The sequence below is a fragment of the Chryseobacterium takakiae genome (assembly GCF_900129385.1).
Lineage (GTDB): Bacteria > Bacteroidota > Bacteroidia > Flavobacteriales > Weeksellaceae > Chryseobacterium > Chryseobacterium takakiae.
Map to the genome: position 1 here is coordinate 38,782 of NZ_FQVO01000008.1, position 17,655 is coordinate 56,436.

Sequence of the window (17,655 nt, forward strand, 5' to 3'; positions counted from 1 at the left end):
TTCTAAATAAAAATTAAACCTTATCTTTGCCGCAATTAAGGATGAATATGAGGAAAAAGCATCACCATAAAAAAAAATCAAGCCCTTTTAAGAAATGGACCGGTAAGCTGCATTTGTGGTTCGGACTGGGCATTGGTTTTCTGATTTTCGTTATCTCAATCACGGGAGCATTGTATGTCTTCAAGGATGAAATAGAAAATTTTACAAGAAAAGATGTTATTTACCATAACGAACAGAATATAGACCAAAAACAAGTTCTTCCAATTCGTGTACTGGAAAAAGCCGTTGTAGAGCAGGTAAAAGAAAAATATCCGGTTCATTGGGTAAATATTCCGATTGATAAAAAGATGTCTTATCTTTTTTACTGGTATGAGCATGATCCTAAAGGCTGGAACTATTTTGACGAATTTCCCATCTATAAAGTAGCATACGTTAACCCTTACAATGGAAAGGTACTGAGAACCTACGACGAGAAAAACGGGTTTTTCCAGATCGTAAAAATGATCCACTGGAGTTATCTTCTCAAACAATCGTGGGGAACTTATCTGGTAGGAATTCCCGTGATTATATTCATCATCATGCTGATTTCCGGAATTATTCTTTGGTGGCCCAAAAATAAAGCCGCCAGAAAACAGCGCTTTTCTTTCAGATGGCAGAATGTAAAAGGCTGGAAAAGGAAAAACTATGATCTTCATAATGTGCTGGGTTTTTATGCCTCCATTTTTGCGCTGATCTTTTCAATAACAGGATTATTTTATGCTTTCTTTGTCGTTCAGGCAGCGATTTATTTTATTTTTTCCGGGGGTAAAACAGCTTATCCCGACTTCTCATCCATTAAAACAAAAGCTCCGATTGAATTAAGAACGGAAGGAACTTTAGATAAAATCAGCAATACCGTTAAAGCAAAATATCCTGATTCTTATGGTTTTTCTATTGATCTTGGCCACGAGCATATGGACGATCATGAGCACCCGAATTTTGAAGTTTATGTAAAACATTTATCCTACTCTTATCATAAAAGCAGCAGCCTCATTTTTGATGAAAACTCCGGAGAATTGCTTCATACCCACGATATGAAAGATAAAAATTTCGGTGAAAAAGCAGTAGGCGCCAACTATGATATCCACGTAGGATCTATTCTCGGACTTCCAACCAAAATTATCGCTTTCATCGTAAGCCTCATATGTGCCTCATTACCAGTAACCGGCTTTATGATCTGGTGGGGAAGAAGAAAAAAGAGAAAGATAAAAACAGCTTAATATTTTTTTAAAATAAATGCTGCTTAATCGTCTAATAATAATATCTTTTTTATAATTTTAGCCTTTTAGAATTATTAAGAGAGAAATGTCATTAGTAGATTTGTCAAAACAGGTTGCGCTGGGAATTGATATCGGCGGAACGAACACAAAATTTGGAGTGGTAAACCACAGAGGTGAAGTTTTGGAAAAAGGAAATATCCGGACCGATGCCTATCCTACCGTAGAAGAATATATCGATGCTTTATACGAGGCCGTTCATCCTCTGATAGAAAGCCACGGAAAAAACAAAAATTTTGATGGGATAGGAGTGGGAGCTCCAAATGCCAACTACTATAAAGGAACCATTGAGCAGGCCCCAAACCTTCCGTGGAAAGGAATCGTGCCCTTTACGGAGCTGATAAAAGCCAAATTCGGGCTGCCTTGTACCATAACCAATGATGCCAATGCTGCAGCCATCGGAGAAATGCTTTTCGGAGCAGCCAGAGGAATGAAGGACTTCATTATGATTACTCTGGGAACAGGTGTAGGAAGCGGTATTGTTGCCGGAGGAAAACTGATCTACGGACATGACGGGTTTGCCGGAGAATTGGGGCACACCATTGTAAAACCCGGCGGAAGAAAACACTGGAGTACAGGTTCCGAAGGAAGCCTTGAAGCGTATGCCTCTGCTACAGGAATTGCCATTACCGCAAAAAAAATGCGTGCTGAGTTTCCTGAGTCTCTGCTCAATCAATATCCTGAAGAATCTATAAATTCTAAAACCGTACACGAATGCGCATTGAAAGGTGACCCTATTTCCATTGAGGTCTTCCGGTACACCGGGCAGAAATTGGGCGAAGCATTGGCCAATTTTGTGATGTTTTCTTCTCCTGAAGCCATTCTTCTTTTCGGAGGTGTTATCAAAGCCGGAGATTTTATTTTAAAACCTACAAAACTTCATATGGAAAGAAATTTACTTCCTATTTTCAGAAATAAAGTGAAGCTGGTTTTCAGTGAGCTTGACGAAGCGGATGCTGCTATTTTAGGAGCAAGTGCGCTGGTTTGGGAGAAATAATTGAAAGTTATTTGAATAGATACGAGCATCCTTTTTAAGGGTGCTTTTTTTATAAATATTTTAGCGCAAAGAGGAATTATCATATCGCTGATTTTAGAAGGCAAAAGCAATAAATTGCAACGTTAAGCAAACATCAGCTTTATCAATCAGCTTGCTGATTAATTTTGGCTCGCTTAAAATACCATGCTTTTAAATAATCTTTGCGCTTAAAAAGCTTCCGCAGGTTAAAGGATCTCTTCTTCCAAAATAATTTGTCTGATCTATCAGCATCATTTAGATTTGAATCGGATGATGACACAAAAATTGAAAAAGTTTTCCTTATTTTTGATTAGTTTTTTTTCTCCATTATTCCTTAAAGAAAAAATATTCAAATACAATAATCAACTTAGAATGGATAACAATAACTTAGAACAAATTACTTTCGGAGGCGGATGTTTCTGGTGCGTGGAAAGCTGTTTCAACATGCTGAAAGGCGTACAGTCTGCTATTTCAGGATATTCCGGAGGACATAAAGACAATCCCACGTATGAAGAAGTATGCACAGGAGAAACAGGCCATGCAGAAGTAGTACAGATCACGTATGATCCGGCTGTCATTTCTTATGAACAATTGATGAATGTTTTCTTTTTCCTTCATGATCCTACACAGCTTAACAGACAGGGAAATGACATCGGTACCCAGTACCGTTCGGTAATTTATTATAAAGACGATGCTGAAAAAGCAAAAGCCGAACAAGCCATTGAAACTTCTAAACAGTCCGGAAGATGGCAGGGAACTTATGTAACGGAATTAACGAAATTCGACAAATTCTGGCCCGCAGAACAGTATCATCAAGGATACTATAATGAAAATCCTACACAGCCTTATTGCAGCGCGGTAGTTGGCCCTAAGATCCAGAAATTCAAAAAGCATTTCGGTGAATTGGGAATGCTGAACGAAGAATAAAACAAGAAGTTCAAGCCTTAAAGGTTTAGACAATAAAAATAAAGCGAAGAGAAATTGATCTCTTCGCTTTTCTAATAATAATTAATGATAAGTCTATCAATATCTTAATATCCCGGATTTTGGGTAAAATCTTTTGAAGCATCAATCGTTGCCTGAGGAATCGGGAAAATTCTTCTGTAAGGCTGGGATGCCGGTTTTGCCGTTCCTGGAAGATCAAATTTTCCGAATCTGATCATCGCCTTTCTTCGGTACATTTCCCAATAAAGCTCAAACCCGGATTCTCTGAATAATGTATTGGCATCAAGAGAAGTAAGGGCAACACCCGGAGCATTGTTCTTTAAAGCATCATTCGTTCTGCTGGTTCTTAGTTTATTAACATCTGCCAACGCTGCCGTTATATTTCCGCTTCTGAAATACGCTTCCGCTCTCATCATATAAATGGTTCCCAATCTGTACAAAGGAACGTCCATTCCGCTTGTACCGTTGTTTCCGTATCCCGGATCAAATTCAAATTTGAAATTTCGTACTCCTCTGTTGATCTGAGCCTGAGTAAATACGGCTTCAGAAGGATTATCAAAATTCAGTTCCGGAGTGAAATCGGCTGCGAGCGTCGTATTTTTCTCGGTGAATAATTTATACACTTTAATTCTTCCGTCTGAGGTCATATCAAAATTACCGTTTGAAAGAATTTTAGGCCCATACTGCTGCCCAACCTGCAAACCTCTGTTGAAATGGAACCATGGCTTTCCTGTTCCTTCCACTTTGCTTGTAGACGGCACGCTTACATCGGTTCCGTCATTTCTGAACCATGTTCCGTCTTCGTACTGATAAGATCTCTGGAAACGAGGATCATCATGATTTCCGTTCCATGAATAATAAAATTCAGGAGTTATACATGATGCGTTCGTTCCTCTGTTATCCGGAGAAGGTTTCTGAATTCTTTCCATGGACATATAAGCAAGGTCATTATCAGATCCTTTATCAGAACCTGCAAATTTCTTTTGAACAACCGAGAAGATCATTTCCTTGCTGTTGTCATTATTGATATCGAAATTGTGGAAATAATTGGATTCTAAACTAAACAACGGATTATTAATCAATAAATTGGAATATTGAATTACTTTATCCATATCCGTTCCTCCCCCATTCACAGCCTGTTCCGTAAAGTTGAACGAGCTTGCCGTTTTATTTTTAAGAACAGCCCTGTTCAGATACATATCTGCCAATAAAGCGTAAGCCGCCTGTTTTGTGAATCTTCCTGCATGGGTATTCTGCGTTTTAATATCTGCTAAATTCGGGATAAGACTTTCCACTTCTTTAATCAGCTCATCGATGGTCGTGTCAGCTTTTCTGATCTGGATCGGCGCATTGATATTGTCAGGATCTCTGTACGGAGCCTGCCCGAACAAATCAATCGTGGTATACGTGTAAAACGCTAATAATCCTTTTGCTTCAGCCAAAAACAATGCTTTGTTGCTCCCCGTACTTTTATTGGCACTTGAGATGGCCGTTAAAGATTTTGTAATTCCGAAATTCAGCTGGTTCCAGGTATTTTTTACCACGTCGCTGTTGGCATCCCAGGTAAACTCATGCATTGCTCTCCATTTTCCACCGTCTCCCCAGTCGCTTCCTCTTGTTGGTAAAAGCGCTTCATCCGTAGAATATTCCTGCAAAGCAAAAACGCTTCCGTGGTCTACAAAAGTTCCTTCTCCAAGCTGGCTGTAAGCCGCAGCCAAGGCCGCTTCAGGATCTGCCACTTCAGCACCCAGTACTTCATCGATTACTTTTTCATCCAGATTGGTACAGCCTGTTAAAGCCAATACCGCAACGGAGAGTATGATTTTATTGATTGTTAAAAATTTAGATTTCATAATTTTTTAGCTTAATTAAAATTTAACAGTTGCTCCCAGGATAAATGTCTTTGCAGACGGATAAGTGGTATAATCAATTCCCAGTGACTGATTTCCTCCCACCTGCTTATTGGTGTCAACAAGCGGATCATATCCGGAATAATTGGTAATGGTGAATAGATTCTGTGCGCTGATATACAAATTGATACTTTTCAGGAATTTCAATTGGTTCATATCGAAAGTATAGCCTAATCTTACATTATTCAGGCGAAGAAAATCTGATTTTTCAAGATACAAAGAAGACAGCTGCGGCTGATTGGTGAAGCTTGCTCCGGATTCGTAAAAACTTTTCAATACGTTTCTGTCTGAAGCTAAATTATTGATGTTAAGATCCAGTGCCGTGTTGTTTACCAGATAACCTCCGGTCTGCCCGATAAATGAAAAGGCGAAATCAAACTTTTTATATTTCATGTAAGAATTGATCCCGAAAGTGAAATTTGGAATAGCTCCTTCAAAGATCTTTCTGTCATTCTGATCGATTCTTCCGTCTGAATTCAGGTCTTCGTAAATGTATTTTCCGTTGGCATCAATTCCCAGGTAATTATACATGTAAAAAGCTCCCGCTTCATAGCCGTTTCTGTAAATATTGGCCGTAACCCCGGAAAGTCCCGGTCCCGAAACCTCTCCCGAATAAATAGCAGAAACCGGAAGGTCTTTCACCACATTATTTACCGTTGCCCCGTTTACATCAACATTCCATGTAAAGTTTTCATTTCGGATAACTTCTGAACCCAAAGAAAATTCAAAACCTTTATTAACGATTTTTGCGTCCACATTTCTCCATACGGTACTGGTTGGACTTAACGGGCTTGAAGGAATATTCAGGATAGGATCTTTTGTAGTTTTATGGTAATATTCCAATGAACCGTACAATTTGTTTCTCCATAAACTGAAATCTGCCCCGATATTGCTCTGCTCTACCACTTCCCATTTTAGATCAGGATTTACTGTTCTGTTAATAGAAACTCCGTTAATTAAATTTAAATTAGGATACAAATAATATCCTGAACTCTGTGTAAGAGAAGAACTTGCCTGCGTAATTTTGTTCGGAACTTCCTGGTTTCCGGTTTGTCCCCAGCTTCCTCTTAACTTTAACTCATTAATGATTTGGGAATCCTTCAGGAAATTCTCGTTCGAAACCGTCCAGCCCACAGCAACCGAAGGGAAATATCCGTATTTGTTGTTATTCCCAAAACGTGTAGAACCATCTGCTCGTAAGGAAGCCGTTAATAAATATTTTTTATCAAAATTATAATTAACCCTTCCAAAATAAGACTGCAATTCATTTTCCTGAGCATAGCCCGCACCCGGTACAAAAGCCGTTCCTGAATAGCCCGGATTAATTTCCGGAGCAATTCCTGTACCCTGAGCTGCAATATCTCTTACTCCGAAATACGTTCCCGTATTTTTGAATTTCTGATATGAGAATCCTCCAAGTACATTGAAATTATGCCTGTTGAGGTTAAAATCATACGTCAGATAATGTTCCAAAAGCACATTATAAGAATCCAGATTAGCCTGAACATACATTCCTTTAGGCGTTCTGTCGGTAACATTTGGATACATGGTTGTATTTCTTTCCGACATGGTTTTATCAACTCCTAAATTGAATTTATAATTAAGTCCCGGTAATATTCTCAACGTTGCTTCCGTATTTCCCAATATCCTGAAAGTATTGGTTTTATCATTATACACACTCAGTAAATACAAAGGATTGTAGTGAGCGTTCATATTGAAATTGGTGTAGTTTCCGTTTTCATCGTATACGGAACGGGTAGGATTCGCCATTAGGGCATGGATAATCAGCTGACCGTCTGAACCGGCATTTCCTCCGTTCGGAATTCCTGTTTCTTTGATGTCACTCGCCGTAAGATTTAGTTTTACCTTTAATCTTTTATTATCGAAGAAAGATTCTTCTGCATTAAGACGAGCCGTTGTTCTCTTAAAGCTGCTGTTCAAAACAATACCATCCTGATCCATATGAGAAAGGGATGCAAAATAGCTTCCTGTATCCGTCGCTTTCGAGAAGGAAACCGAGTGATTGGATGAAACGGCATTTCTGTAAATTTCATCCTGCCAGTCTGTATTTCCGCCGTGATCATATAATTTGTTGATTCCGGCTGCCCTGTATTCATCCGCTGTTAAAAGGTCAAGCTTTTTAATCACCGAAGAAAAACCTAAATAAGTATCGTAGGTGAAGATTGGCTCTCCTCTTTTTCCTCTTTTTGTCGTTACCAGAACAACCCCGTTTGATCCTCTTGCTCCATAGATCGCTGCAGCCGAAGCATCTTTTAATACCGTGATGGATTCTATATCAGAAGTATTTAAAAAGTTCAGCGGATTCTTAGCCTGTACATTTCCTAAACCCACATTCGGGCTTTGTGCACTTACCGGATCGTTATTTAACGGAACACCGTCTACAACGAATAAAGGTGTACTTCCGCTTCTGATAGAACCGATTCCTCTGATGGAAACATTTACTCCCGCTCCCGGTTCACCGCTGGTCTGTACAATACGTACCCCTGCGATTTTCCCCTGCATCAGATTATCTACAGAAATATTCATTCCTTCTTTGAAGTTCTCAGCTTTTAGTTGGCTGATGGCTCCTGTTAAATCAGATTTTTTCTGAGAGCCGTATCCTACCAGCGTTACTTCTTCAATAGCGGTTGTATCTTTTTTTGATTTCAGCTGAATCGAAACTGCAGTTCCTGAAATTTTCGTGGTCTGAATTTCATATCCGTCATAAGAAATGGATAAGGTCTGGCCAATATTCGCAGCAATTGTAAAATTCCCGGAATCATCAGTAGTCGCCTGAGCTCCGGTTTCAACAACAGTAACTGTTGCTCCTGCAATGGCAGCACCGTCCTGATCCGTTATATTTCCGGTAATGGTTTCGTTCACCTGGAAAGCTGTAATGTGGTTTGCCGAAAGATTTTCTGCGTAGGTCTGATTTGCCAACAGGAAAATCATCGCAACCGGAATTAGTTTTTTAAAACTAAAAGAGTTAATTTTGTGGTACATATCATTAAGTAAGTAATTACATGACGTTACATGCTTGATAAAAAGCCGCTGTTGTTGCCGCAACAGTGGTTTTCATTTCTGCCCGTCGTTAGTTTTTTATTTCGGGATACAAAGTAAAAACGTTTAACCTGAAATCATTTTAACATAATATTATCTTAAAATCAATAAAATATCAATTCCTTATTGATTATTTAAAATTGACATTTTTAATTTTCAGACACTTAATAATTCATCATGTCATAATCATTTACATAATTTTAAAGAACACTTAACATAATATATAAGCCGCCTAACATAAGACTTCATAATTTCGCCAAAGAAAATTGAAACAATGAAAAAGGTATTTTTCTTAGGATTGTATGTCATATCTATACAAGTTTTCCAGTCACAGACTCAGAATCTTAATAATTTAAAAATAAATCAGATACAGGTAATTGGTTCACACAACTCTTATAAAAAGGCAATTTTACCGGAAGTATATCATTATCTATCCCAAAAGGACTCATTGAATTTCCTGCCTAGGATTCAATATGAACATATTCCTATTCCTCAACAACTGGATCTGGGTTTAAGAAACCTCGAAATAGACGTTTACGCAGACAGCAAAGGCGGAAAATATGCACACCCTAAAATTCTGGATCTGGTAAAAACTTCCCTGCCTTTTGATCCGGAAGGTAAAATGAAAAAGCCCGGCTATAAAATGATTCATATTACAGACATTGATTACCAGACACAATATTATACATTGGAAGACTGCCTGAAAGATTTAAAAAAATGGTCCGACACGCATCCCGATCATGATCCGGTTTTTATTACCTTGGAACCAAAGGATGGAAATGCCAATCAGTTCGGAACAGAACCGGAACATTATACGTCAAAGCTTTTTGATGATCTTGACAACGAGCTTAAAAAATATTTAGGAAAAAATAAAATCATTACACCGGATGACATCCGCGGTTCTTATACAACGTTGAACGATGCTATTGTTAACAAAAACTGGCCGAAGGTGAAAGATGCGAAAGGCAAGTTTCTGTTTGTTCTCGACAACAACAGTGAAAACAGGGACCTTTATATGAAAGATCATCCTTCACTCAAGGGCAGAATGATTTTCACCAACTCTGAGCCGGGAACGGCTGAATCCGCGATATTGTTCAGAAACGACCCTAATCCCGAAATTGCAGAACTCGTAAAACAAGGATATATCATCAGAACCCGGGCAGATGCAGATACGATGGAAGCACGGAAAGAAGATTATTCCAGGTTTGAAAAGGCTAAAGAAAGCGGCGCACAGATCATTACAACAGATTATTATCAGCCAAGCAAACTGTTTAAATCCAGCTATAAAATCAGTTTTGACAATAATTCTTATGAAAGAAAAAATCCCGTGAACGGAAAATAGAGCATTTTTACCATTAGATTTATATTGAAAAGGCTTTCAGATCTATGAATGCCTTTTCTGCTTTTTTCGGTAAAGCATTTCCGTGTGTGGAATGTCATCTTCCAGATATTTCTTCCCGGTATCTTCAAAACCGAATTCACCATAGAATTTCAATAAATAATCCTGTGCAGAAATTCTGACTTCATCCGTATGGAAACGCGCTTCAATAGCTTCAAGTGCATAGGCTATGAGCTGTCTCCCCAGATTTTTCCCTCTTCCCTGTTCAGTAGTCAACACTCTTCCAATCGAGGCTTCAGGATATTTTATGTCTTTATCAAAAAGCCGGCAGTTCGCGAGAATTTCGCCGTCTTTCTCAGCCCAGATATGAACTGCCTTCTGGTCATAATCATCCAGATCAGGATACGGACAGTTCTGCTCTACTACAAAAACATTGATTCTTGCTTTTAATACATTGTACAATTCCGGAACAGTAAATTCTTCAAAAGTTTTGATCTTCCAGATAATATTACTCATCGAAACTTACATTATTATTTGCCAAGAATTCATTGGTTTTTTGAATGAAATCAAGGATTTCATCACAGCCTTCTTTTTTCTCTGCTGAGGTTACATAAATTTCCGGAAGATCTTCCCATGTTTTTTGCAGCTCAGTTTTATAATCTTCAACATTTTTTATGGCAGCATTGGGTTTCAGCTTATCTACTTTCGTGAAAACAATGGAAAAAGGAACACCACTTTCCCCGCACCATTGGATGAACTCCATATCAATGGCCTGAGGCTTGTGACGGGAATCTACGAGAACAAAAAGATTAACCAGATTTTTTCTGTTCAGAATATAGTTGGTAATCAGCTTTTCAAAATCTTTTCTGATTGACTTGGAAACTTTAGCGTACCCATATCCCGGTAAATCCGTAAGATACCAGCTTTCATTCACTAAAAAATGGTTGATGAGCTGTGTTTTTCCCGGTGTCTGGGAAGTTTTGGCGAGATCTTTATGATTCATCATCGCATTAATAAGCGAAGATTTTCCAACATTGGATCTTCCGATAAAAGCATATTCCGGAATATTGGGTTCCGGGCAGTCCTGCCATTTTCCGCTACTCTTTACGAATGTTGCTGTTTTAATAACCATTTTGAAAATATTTTTAAGAAAAACAAGCCATTAAGAAGATTCTTAATGGCTTATTTATATTTAATTTAAACTTTATCTTTTAACCAGCTGTAGAGAATTTCATTGAATTCATCCGGCTTTTCCATCATTGCTGCATGACCACATTGATCAATCCAAAATAAATCTGAATTCGGAATGAACTTGTGCATATCTTCAGCGACTTCAGGAGGAGTTACATTATCCTGTTTTCCCCAGATCAGGCAGGTTGGTGTAAGAATTTTCGGAAGATCGTGAAGCATATTGTGCTTGATTGCGCTTCTTGCCAGCATAACGGTTTTAATTCCTTTCATCCTGTCATTGACTACTGAGAAAACTTCGTCAACCAGGTCTTCCGTTGCAATTGCAGGGTCATAGAAAACCTCTTCCGTTTTTTTCCTGATATAAGAACGGTCATTTTTCCTTGGAAAGCTATCTCCGAAAGTTCTTTCATACAACCCGGAACTTCCAGTGAGAACAAGATTTTTAATGAGATCCGGCCTTGCTAATGTTAAGATAAGCCCTACATGCCCTCCCATTGAGTTTCCAACAATGGTTACAGGTGCATCTATATGCGTTTCAATAAACTTAGCGATATATTTTGCTAATGTTGTAAGATTTGTATTGAGTACCGGCAAATCGTAGATTGGCAACTGGGGAACATATACTTTGAATCCCCTGTCTGAAAAAAAATCAACCATCTTATCGAAATTGCTTAACCCACCCATTAAACCATGCAACAGCACCAATGGATGTCCTTCTCCCGCCTCAATGAAGGTGTATTTCTTTTCTTTTTTTGTACTAAATATCATAAAATGCCTTAATAAAGCCTTGCAAAAATACAAATTAAACCTCAAAAATATTTTGATAAGCCTAATTTAAAATAAAAATAATATACCAAACTCTTTTTTAAAGCATTTTTTCTTAACCACTTTGCTATGGCCTAAATAACAGTTTGACAAGAATCAGCATACCAGTTTAGTATATAGCTGAAATTCAATCACTAATAAAACTTATCAACATTAAGGCAAAAAGTGGGAAAAAGTGGGAACTTTTGGAAATTATTATATAAATTTGTCCCAAATGAAAAATTTCATTGGAACATATGAGTGTAAAATCGATGATAAAGGGCGTTTAAAGCTACCTTCTTCTCTGATTAAACAAATGGAAAACTTCGACGACAAAACGTTTGTAGTTAAAAGATCCGTGTTCCAATCCTGCCTGGAAGTTTACCCTATGAATGCGTGGGATAAAGTGATGGGCAAAATTAATAAACTAAACAGATTCATTAAAAAGAATGCTGATTTCATTAGAATGTTTACGGCAGGTGTAAAAACAGTAGAACTGGACAATGCAGGGAGACTTCAGATTTCAAAAGATTTGGTGACTTTCGCAAATCTTCAGAAAGATATTGTAATTACCAGCGCAGGAGAACTCTTCGAAATATGGGACAAAGATGCTTACGAAAAAGTAATTTCCACCAACGAAGAAGACTTTGCAAATCTTGCCGAAGATGTGATGGGCGCTTTCGATGAAGAATAAACGAAGCTGATTATTAATTAAAAAAGCTAAAAAACACAACTTAGACATGTATCATAACCCCGTTTTGTTGAAGCAAAGTGTTGATGATTTGGTGACGAATCCAGACGGAACATACGTGGACTGTACTTTTGGCGGCGGCGGCCATTCAAGAGAAATACTGAGCCGGCTCTCCGACAAAGGAAAACTTTTCAGCTTTGATCAGGATCTCGATGCGCTTAAAAACAAGATTGATGACCCAAGATTTACATTAATCAATCAGAATTTCAGATTTCTTGAAAACTCTCTGCTGATGCACGGCGTTTCTCAGGTAGATGGTATTCTGGCTGACCTTGGCGTTTCATCCCATCAATTTGATGAGGCAGACAGAGGCTTCTCCACAAGAAGCAATGCTCCATTGGATATGAGAATGAACGTGATGCAGAATCTTGATGCCAAAAGAGTTATCAATGATTATGAAGAGGAAGAGCTTGCGGATATATTTTACCACTACGGTGAGTTGAGAGAAGCAAGAAAGCTGGCACGAGATATTGTGCATCACAGAAAAACAAAAAGCATAGAAACAACGGAAGACCTTAAAAAACTTTTCAGCTATATTCCGCCGCATAAGGTAAATAAATTTTATGCCCAGTTATTTCAGGCAATCCGGATTGAAGTAAACCAGGAGCTGGAAGTCCTGAAAGAAATGCTGCTTCAGGCTTATAACGTTTTAAAACCCGAAGGCAGGCTGGTGGTGATTTCTTACCATTCTCTGGAAGACAGACTGGTAAAAAGATTCTTAAAAAACGGAATGTTTGAGGGAGAACCGGAAAGAGATATTTACGGGAATTATAAAAAAGCATTTGAACTGGTAAAAAGCAAAGCAATTATCCCGGATGATAAGGAAATTGAAGAAAACTCAAGAGCCAGAAGTGCTAAAATGAGAACAGGAATAAAAGTGTAAATGAATGGTGAATGATCAATAGTGAATGAGATTGACGTCCTTGACAGATAGATAAATAATTCCCAACCCCCTTCTCTGGAGAGGTGGCAAAAATTCAAAAGAATTTTTGACGGGGTGGTCAACACGAGTTAAATAATTAACAAATTAGAAAAAGTCTTTGGCAAAAAGAACAACATATCGTCCTCAAAAGAAACTTACTTTTATAGACATTATAAAAGGAAATTTCCTGAACCGGGATGAGATCAAGATCCATTACCGGTATTTTCTTTTGTTGTTTGTTCTGATGATGGCCATGATTTACAGCAATCATCTGGTTAATAAAAAGATCAAAATTGTTAATGCCTTAAAGGAAGAAACAGAAGAATATAAATCACGAAACGCTTATGCACAAAGCAAGCTGATCAAAGTAAAAATGGAATCGGAATTGGGGAAAGAAGTCGCCCGGGATTCTTTGATGACCCTGGAAAGCCATCCTCACAAATTGCTCATAAAACTGGATAGTACAAATGCAAAAACAAAATGAATACGATAACAAGCGTAAAAAAACGTTACGTTGGGGCTACCTCTTTGCAGTGGTAGCTTTGTGCGTGTTTGTCATGTTTTTAGCAAGGATTGTAATCCTTCAGAATACGAATGTTCAGGAAATTAAGGACGATTACATTAATAAAAATTATAGGGAAGCTACTCTTAAAGCTGCCCGTGGAAATCTTTTCGCTTCAGATGGCTCTATTCTCGCGACAACTGTCATGCGTTATGATATTTACCTTGATTTTAAAACAATGAAGGATACCGTTTACACAAATAATATTGGTGCATTGACGGATTCATTAAGCAAAATGTTCGGAAAACCAAGAGGCGAATTCAGGAAAAAGTTTGATGAGCAGAGAAAAAAGAAAAACCAATATTACACTTTGGTAAAAGGTCTTGATTTTGACCAATACGACAGAATCCGCAAGTTTCCAATTTTTAAAAGAGGTAAAAATAAAGGAGGCTTCATTGTTGACAGAAACTATAAAAGAGAGCTTGCCACTTCTGAAATCGGAGCAGGAACAATCGGGATGGATAATGGTGAGTACAGTTCCGGCCTTGAAGGTGCTTTCTCTAAATATTTAAGTGGAACCGACGGAAAAAGACTGGAACAGAGAATCAACTCCTCCCAGTGGAAACCGATTGACTTCTGGAAAGTTCAGGAACCAGTTGACGGAGAGGATGTGTACACAACATTGGACCTTAGAATTCAAGATATTGCACACTCGGCTTTACAAAAACAGCTGGTTAATTTCGAAGCAAAACACGGAACTGTCATTGTAATGGAAGTGGAAACAGGAAAGGTTCGCGCAATGGTGAACCTAAGAAGAAACGATGACGGAGAGTATGTAGATTCCTACAATTATGCTTTAAAAGACAATATCGAACCGGGATCTACCTTTAAAACCATTTCTCTTCTTGCTGCAATGGACGACGGATTCATTGATGAAAATACTACGGTAGATGTAGGAAACGGAATCTGGGTATATGCCAAACAAAGAATTTCAGATGGACATGGCGGCGGAACTTACGACATCAGTGATGTTCTGGCAAAGTCCAGCAACGTAGGATCTGCCAAGCTTATTACTAAATATTATGCTGAAAAGCCTCAGATTTTCCTTGATCATTTAAAGCGCTGGAAACTTTTTGATAAAATGGATATCGAACTTCCCGGTATTACAAAACCCAGAATTGTAACCCCGGAAAGCAAAAGATGGAATGCCGCAACACTAGCATCCATCGCCTACGGATATTCTACCAATATCAACTTATTACAGCTTACAACGTTCTACAACGGCGTTGCCAACAACGGAAAAATGCTGAAGCCTTTATTCATTGATAAAATCATGAAGGACGGAAAGGTTATGTATAATGCAAAACCAGAAGTAATGGTAAGCAGAATGGCATCCGACAAAGCCATTAAAATGATGACCCACGCTTTAACCAAGGCTGTGGAAAAAGGTACTGCAAAAAGTATTTTTACCCCAAATCTGAAAATGGCAGGAAAAACCGGAACCGCAAGATTCGAATACTGGCTTCCGGGACCTATGAAATACCGTTCCTCTTTTGCAGGCTTCTATCCTGCTGATAATCCGAAATATACCTGTTACGTGATGATCAGCGAACCCAATACCTCCAAAGGATTTTACGGAGCAACGGTTGCCGCACCTGTGTTTAAAGAAATTGCAGGAAAAACATTCCTGAAAACGCCACAAAACATTGAACGAGAAATGCTGGTTGATAAAAAGGTAAACCTCAATAAAATGGTTGAACCTAATGTAAAAGTAGCCGTCAACAATAAACAAATGCCCAATGTGGTAGGACTGATTGGGAAAAATGTCATTCCGCAGCTGGAAAATTTAGGATACCGTGTCGATTTTAAAGGCGTAGGAAGAATTAAAGAACAATTCCCATTGGAAGGGACAACCATCAGTAAAAACCAGAGAATTTATTTATCTCTGCAAAATTAAAAGAAAAGAGTCCCGAAGGGACGATTTAAAACAGAATAGGATAAAATCCTATTAAATAAGTATTAGGAATATAAAGCATCAGATAAATGCAATTAATAGAATTACTAAAGAGAATACCGGTTCTGGAAATTCAGGGTAACGAAAACCGTGAAATTTCACAATTGGTTTTCGACAGCAGAAAGGTTACGGAAAGCTCCCTGTATATTGCAGTGAGAGGAACAGTTGCGGATGGACATTCATTTATTGCATCTTCTGTTGAAAAAGGAGCAAAAGCCATTGTTTGTGAAGAATTCCCTGAAAATCTGGATGAAAGGATTACCTATGTTAAAGTAAAAGATTCGTCTAAGGCATTAGGACATCTGGCTTCCAATTTCTATGGAAACCCTTCTGAAAAACTAAAATTGATCGGCGTTACAGGCACCAACGGGAAAACCTCTGTTTCTACCCTGCTTTTTGATGTTTTTAAAAACTTAGGCTATGATTCAGCATTGCTTTCTACAGTTGAGATAAGAATTGCAGATCAGATCATTCCGGCAACACATACGACTCCCGATGTTATTACTATTAATAAGATTCTCGCTCAGGCGGTAGAAGAAGGGTGCGAATTTGCTTTCATGGAAGTAAGCTCCCACGGAATTGCCCAAAACAGGATTGAAGGGCTTCACTTTAAAATCGCAGGATTTACCAATCTTACCCACGATCATCTGGATTACCACAAAACTTTTGATGAATATTTAAAAACTAAAAAAAGGTTTTTTGATGAGCTGGATGCAAACGCTGTTGCCATTACCAATATTGATGATAAAAATGGTAATGTGATGCTTCAGAATACAAGGGCGACAAAAAAGTCTTATGCCCTGAAAACCATGGCCGATTATCATGGAAGATTACTGGAAGTGGATTTTAACGGCATGCTGCTGAATTTCAATGGGAAAGAATTTTGGACGACCTTAACAGGAAAGTTTAATGTTTACAATTTGTTGTTGGTTTTCGGAATTGCTTCCGAGATGGGTTTTGATTCAGATGAAATTTTACAGGCAATCAGCAAACTAAAAAGAGTTTCCGGAAGGTTTGAAACGTTCAAATCAGACGGTGGAATTATTTTCATTGTAGATTATGCCCATACTCCGGATGCTTTAGAAAATATTCTCAACAGTATTAACGACATCAGGACTAAAAATGAAAGACTGATCACTGTTTTTGGATGCGGAGGAGACAGGGATCATGCAAAAAGACCCGAAATGGGAAATATTGCCACCAAAAAATCAACGTTGGCAATAATCACTTCAGACAACCCGAGAACGGAAGATCCGGCAGCGATTATAAAAGAAATTGAAGCAGGTGTTGAACCTCAGAACTTCAGCAAGTACACTTCAATTCCAGATAGAAAAGAAGCCATTAAAATGGCCATAAAATTTGCAGAACCAAAAGATATTGTACTGGTAGCCGGAAAAGGTCACGAGACGTATCAGGAAATCAACGGTGTGAAACATCACTTTGATGATAAAGAAACAATTAATGAGCTTTGGAAATTAATGAGCAAGTAAATATAAATGATTATTGATAATTGATTAATGATGGAAAATAACTACAATCAGATTTTTGCTAAAAGAACAAAAACTTTAGCAATAAATATAATTAATAGTTTATCGGATTTGACATATTCTGATAAAGTATCAGTAATCAGAAAACAAATATTCCGTTCGGCTAGTTCTGTTGCAGCTAATTATAGAGCAATGTGCAGAGCAAGATCAGACAAAGAAAAATATGCTAAAATCTGCATAGTTGTAGAGGAAGCAGATGAAACAGTATTTTGGTTGGAAGTAATTCAGGAAGTTAATATAGCTTCAAAAATAATGATAGATGAACTTATGAATGAGTCTTTAGAGATTTTGAAAGTGACATCAACTTATAAGAACAAATTAAAGAGTAAGATTATTTAA

At 38.0% G+C, this 17,655-nt stretch carries 15 protein-coding genes; 10 read left to right on the plus strand and 5 right to left on the minus strand.

The window, feature by feature from the left end:
- The first annotated feature begins 47 nt into the window (after positions 1-47).
- The 3 genes from BUA76_RS11225 (at position 48) to msrA (ending at position 3,258) form a co-directional block, all read left to right on the plus strand.
- Positions 48-1,259 (plus strand): PepSY-associated TM helix domain-containing protein, encoded by a 1,212-nt coding sequence (locus BUA76_RS11225; protein WP_072884903.1) that lies wholly within the window; start codon positions 48-50, stop codon positions 1,257-1,259.
- 85 nt (positions 1,260-1,344) lie between these two features.
- Positions 1,345-2,313, plus strand: a complete 969-nt coding sequence (locus tag BUA76_RS11230; protein WP_072884904.1) for an ROK family protein — start codon at positions 1,345-1,347, stop codon at positions 2,311-2,313.
- A 390-nt stretch (positions 2,314-2,703) separates the two neighbouring features.
- Complete coding sequence (msrA, locus tag BUA76_RS11235) at positions 2,704-3,258, plus strand: peptide-methionine (S)-S-oxide reductase MsrA (protein ID WP_228408484.1); 555 nt, start codon at positions 2,704-2,706, stop codon at positions 3,256-3,258.
- 104 nt (positions 3,259-3,362) lie between these two features.
- Here msrA and BUA76_RS11240 read toward each other — a convergent pair whose 3' ends face one another.
- Together BUA76_RS11240 and BUA76_RS11245 are read right to left on the minus strand one after the other, a co-directional pair.
- On the minus strand, positions 3,363-5,129 hold the full coding sequence (locus BUA76_RS11240) for a RagB/SusD family nutrient uptake outer membrane protein (protein ID WP_072884905.1): 1,767 nt from the start codon (positions 5,127-5,129) through the stop codon (positions 3,363-3,365).
- Positions 5,130-5,144: 15 nt separating this feature from the next.
- On the minus strand, positions 5,145-8,189 hold the full coding sequence (locus BUA76_RS11245) for a SusC/RagA family TonB-linked outer membrane protein (protein WP_072884906.1): 3,045 nt from the start codon (positions 8,187-8,189) through the stop codon (positions 5,145-5,147).
- Positions 8,190-8,520: 331 nt separating this feature from the next.
- Here BUA76_RS11245 and BUA76_RS11250 point away from each other — a divergent pair, with 331 nt between their 5' ends.
- Positions 8,521-9,588: a phosphatidylinositol-specific phospholipase C1-like protein gene (locus BUA76_RS11250; RefSeq protein ID WP_072884907.1), complete on the plus strand. Its 1,068-nt coding sequence runs from the start codon at positions 8,521-8,523 to the stop codon at positions 9,586-9,588.
- Between the two features lie 42 nt (positions 9,589-9,630).
- Here BUA76_RS11250 and BUA76_RS11255 read toward each other — a convergent pair whose 3' ends face one another.
- The 3 genes from BUA76_RS11255 to BUA76_RS11265 form a co-directional block, all read right to left on the minus strand.
- Positions 9,631-10,101 carry a GNAT family N-acetyltransferase gene (locus BUA76_RS11255; protein WP_072884908.1) on the minus strand — a complete coding sequence of 157 codons (471 nt, stop codon included), beginning with the start codon at positions 10,099-10,101 and terminating at the stop codon, positions 9,631-9,633.
- Positions 10,094-10,717, minus strand: a complete 624-nt coding sequence (gene yihA, locus BUA76_RS11260; RefSeq protein WP_072884909.1) for a ribosome biogenesis GTP-binding protein YihA/YsxC — start codon at positions 10,715-10,717, stop codon at positions 10,094-10,096. Before yihA ends, BUA76_RS11255 begins: the two co-directional genes overlap by 8 nt.
- A 65-nt stretch (positions 10,718-10,782) precedes the next feature.
- The gene (locus BUA76_RS11265; RefSeq protein WP_072884910.1) at positions 10,783-11,544 is read right to left on the minus strand and encodes an alpha/beta fold hydrolase; all 762 of its coding nucleotides are present in this window, start codon (positions 11,542-11,544) and stop codon (positions 10,783-10,785) included.
- 271 nt (positions 11,545-11,815) lie between these two features.
- Here BUA76_RS11265 and mraZ point away from each other — a divergent pair, with 271 nt between their 5' ends.
- The 6 genes from mraZ to BUA76_RS11295 all read left to right on the plus strand — a co-directional run bounded on the left by mraZ (position 11,816) and on the right by BUA76_RS11295 (position 17,655).
- Positions 11,816-12,274 (plus strand): division/cell wall cluster transcriptional repressor MraZ, encoded by a 459-nt coding sequence (gene mraZ / locus BUA76_RS11270; RefSeq protein ID WP_072884911.1) that lies wholly within the window; start codon positions 11,816-11,818, stop codon positions 12,272-12,274.
- 46 nt (positions 12,275-12,320) lie between these two features.
- Positions 12,321-13,214: a 16S rRNA (cytosine(1402)-N(4))-methyltransferase RsmH gene (rsmH, locus tag BUA76_RS11275; RefSeq protein WP_072884912.1), complete on the plus strand. Its 894-nt coding sequence runs from the start codon at positions 12,321-12,323 to the stop codon at positions 13,212-13,214.
- Between the two features lie 157 nt (positions 13,215-13,371).
- Complete coding sequence (locus BUA76_RS11280) at positions 13,372-13,737, plus strand: FtsL-like putative cell division protein (RefSeq protein WP_072884913.1); 366 nt, start codon at positions 13,372-13,374, stop codon at positions 13,735-13,737.
- Positions 13,721-15,712 carry a penicillin-binding transpeptidase domain-containing protein gene (locus tag BUA76_RS11285; RefSeq protein WP_072884914.1) on the plus strand — a complete coding sequence of 664 codons (1,992 nt, stop codon included), beginning with the start codon at positions 13,721-13,723 and terminating at the stop codon, positions 15,710-15,712. The genes BUA76_RS11280 and BUA76_RS11285 overlap by 17 nt, the downstream gene beginning before the upstream one ends.
- Positions 15,713-15,798: 86 nt before the next feature.
- Positions 15,799-17,259, plus strand: a complete 1,461-nt coding sequence (locus BUA76_RS11290) for a UDP-N-acetylmuramoyl-L-alanyl-D-glutamate--2,6-diaminopimelate ligase (protein ID WP_072884915.1) — start codon at positions 15,799-15,801, stop codon at positions 17,257-17,259.
- 30 nt (positions 17,260-17,289) lie between these two features.
- The gene (locus BUA76_RS11295; RefSeq protein ID WP_072885065.1) at positions 17,290-17,655 is read left to right on the plus strand and encodes a four helix bundle protein; all 366 of its coding nucleotides are present in this window, start codon (positions 17,290-17,292) and stop codon (positions 17,653-17,655) included.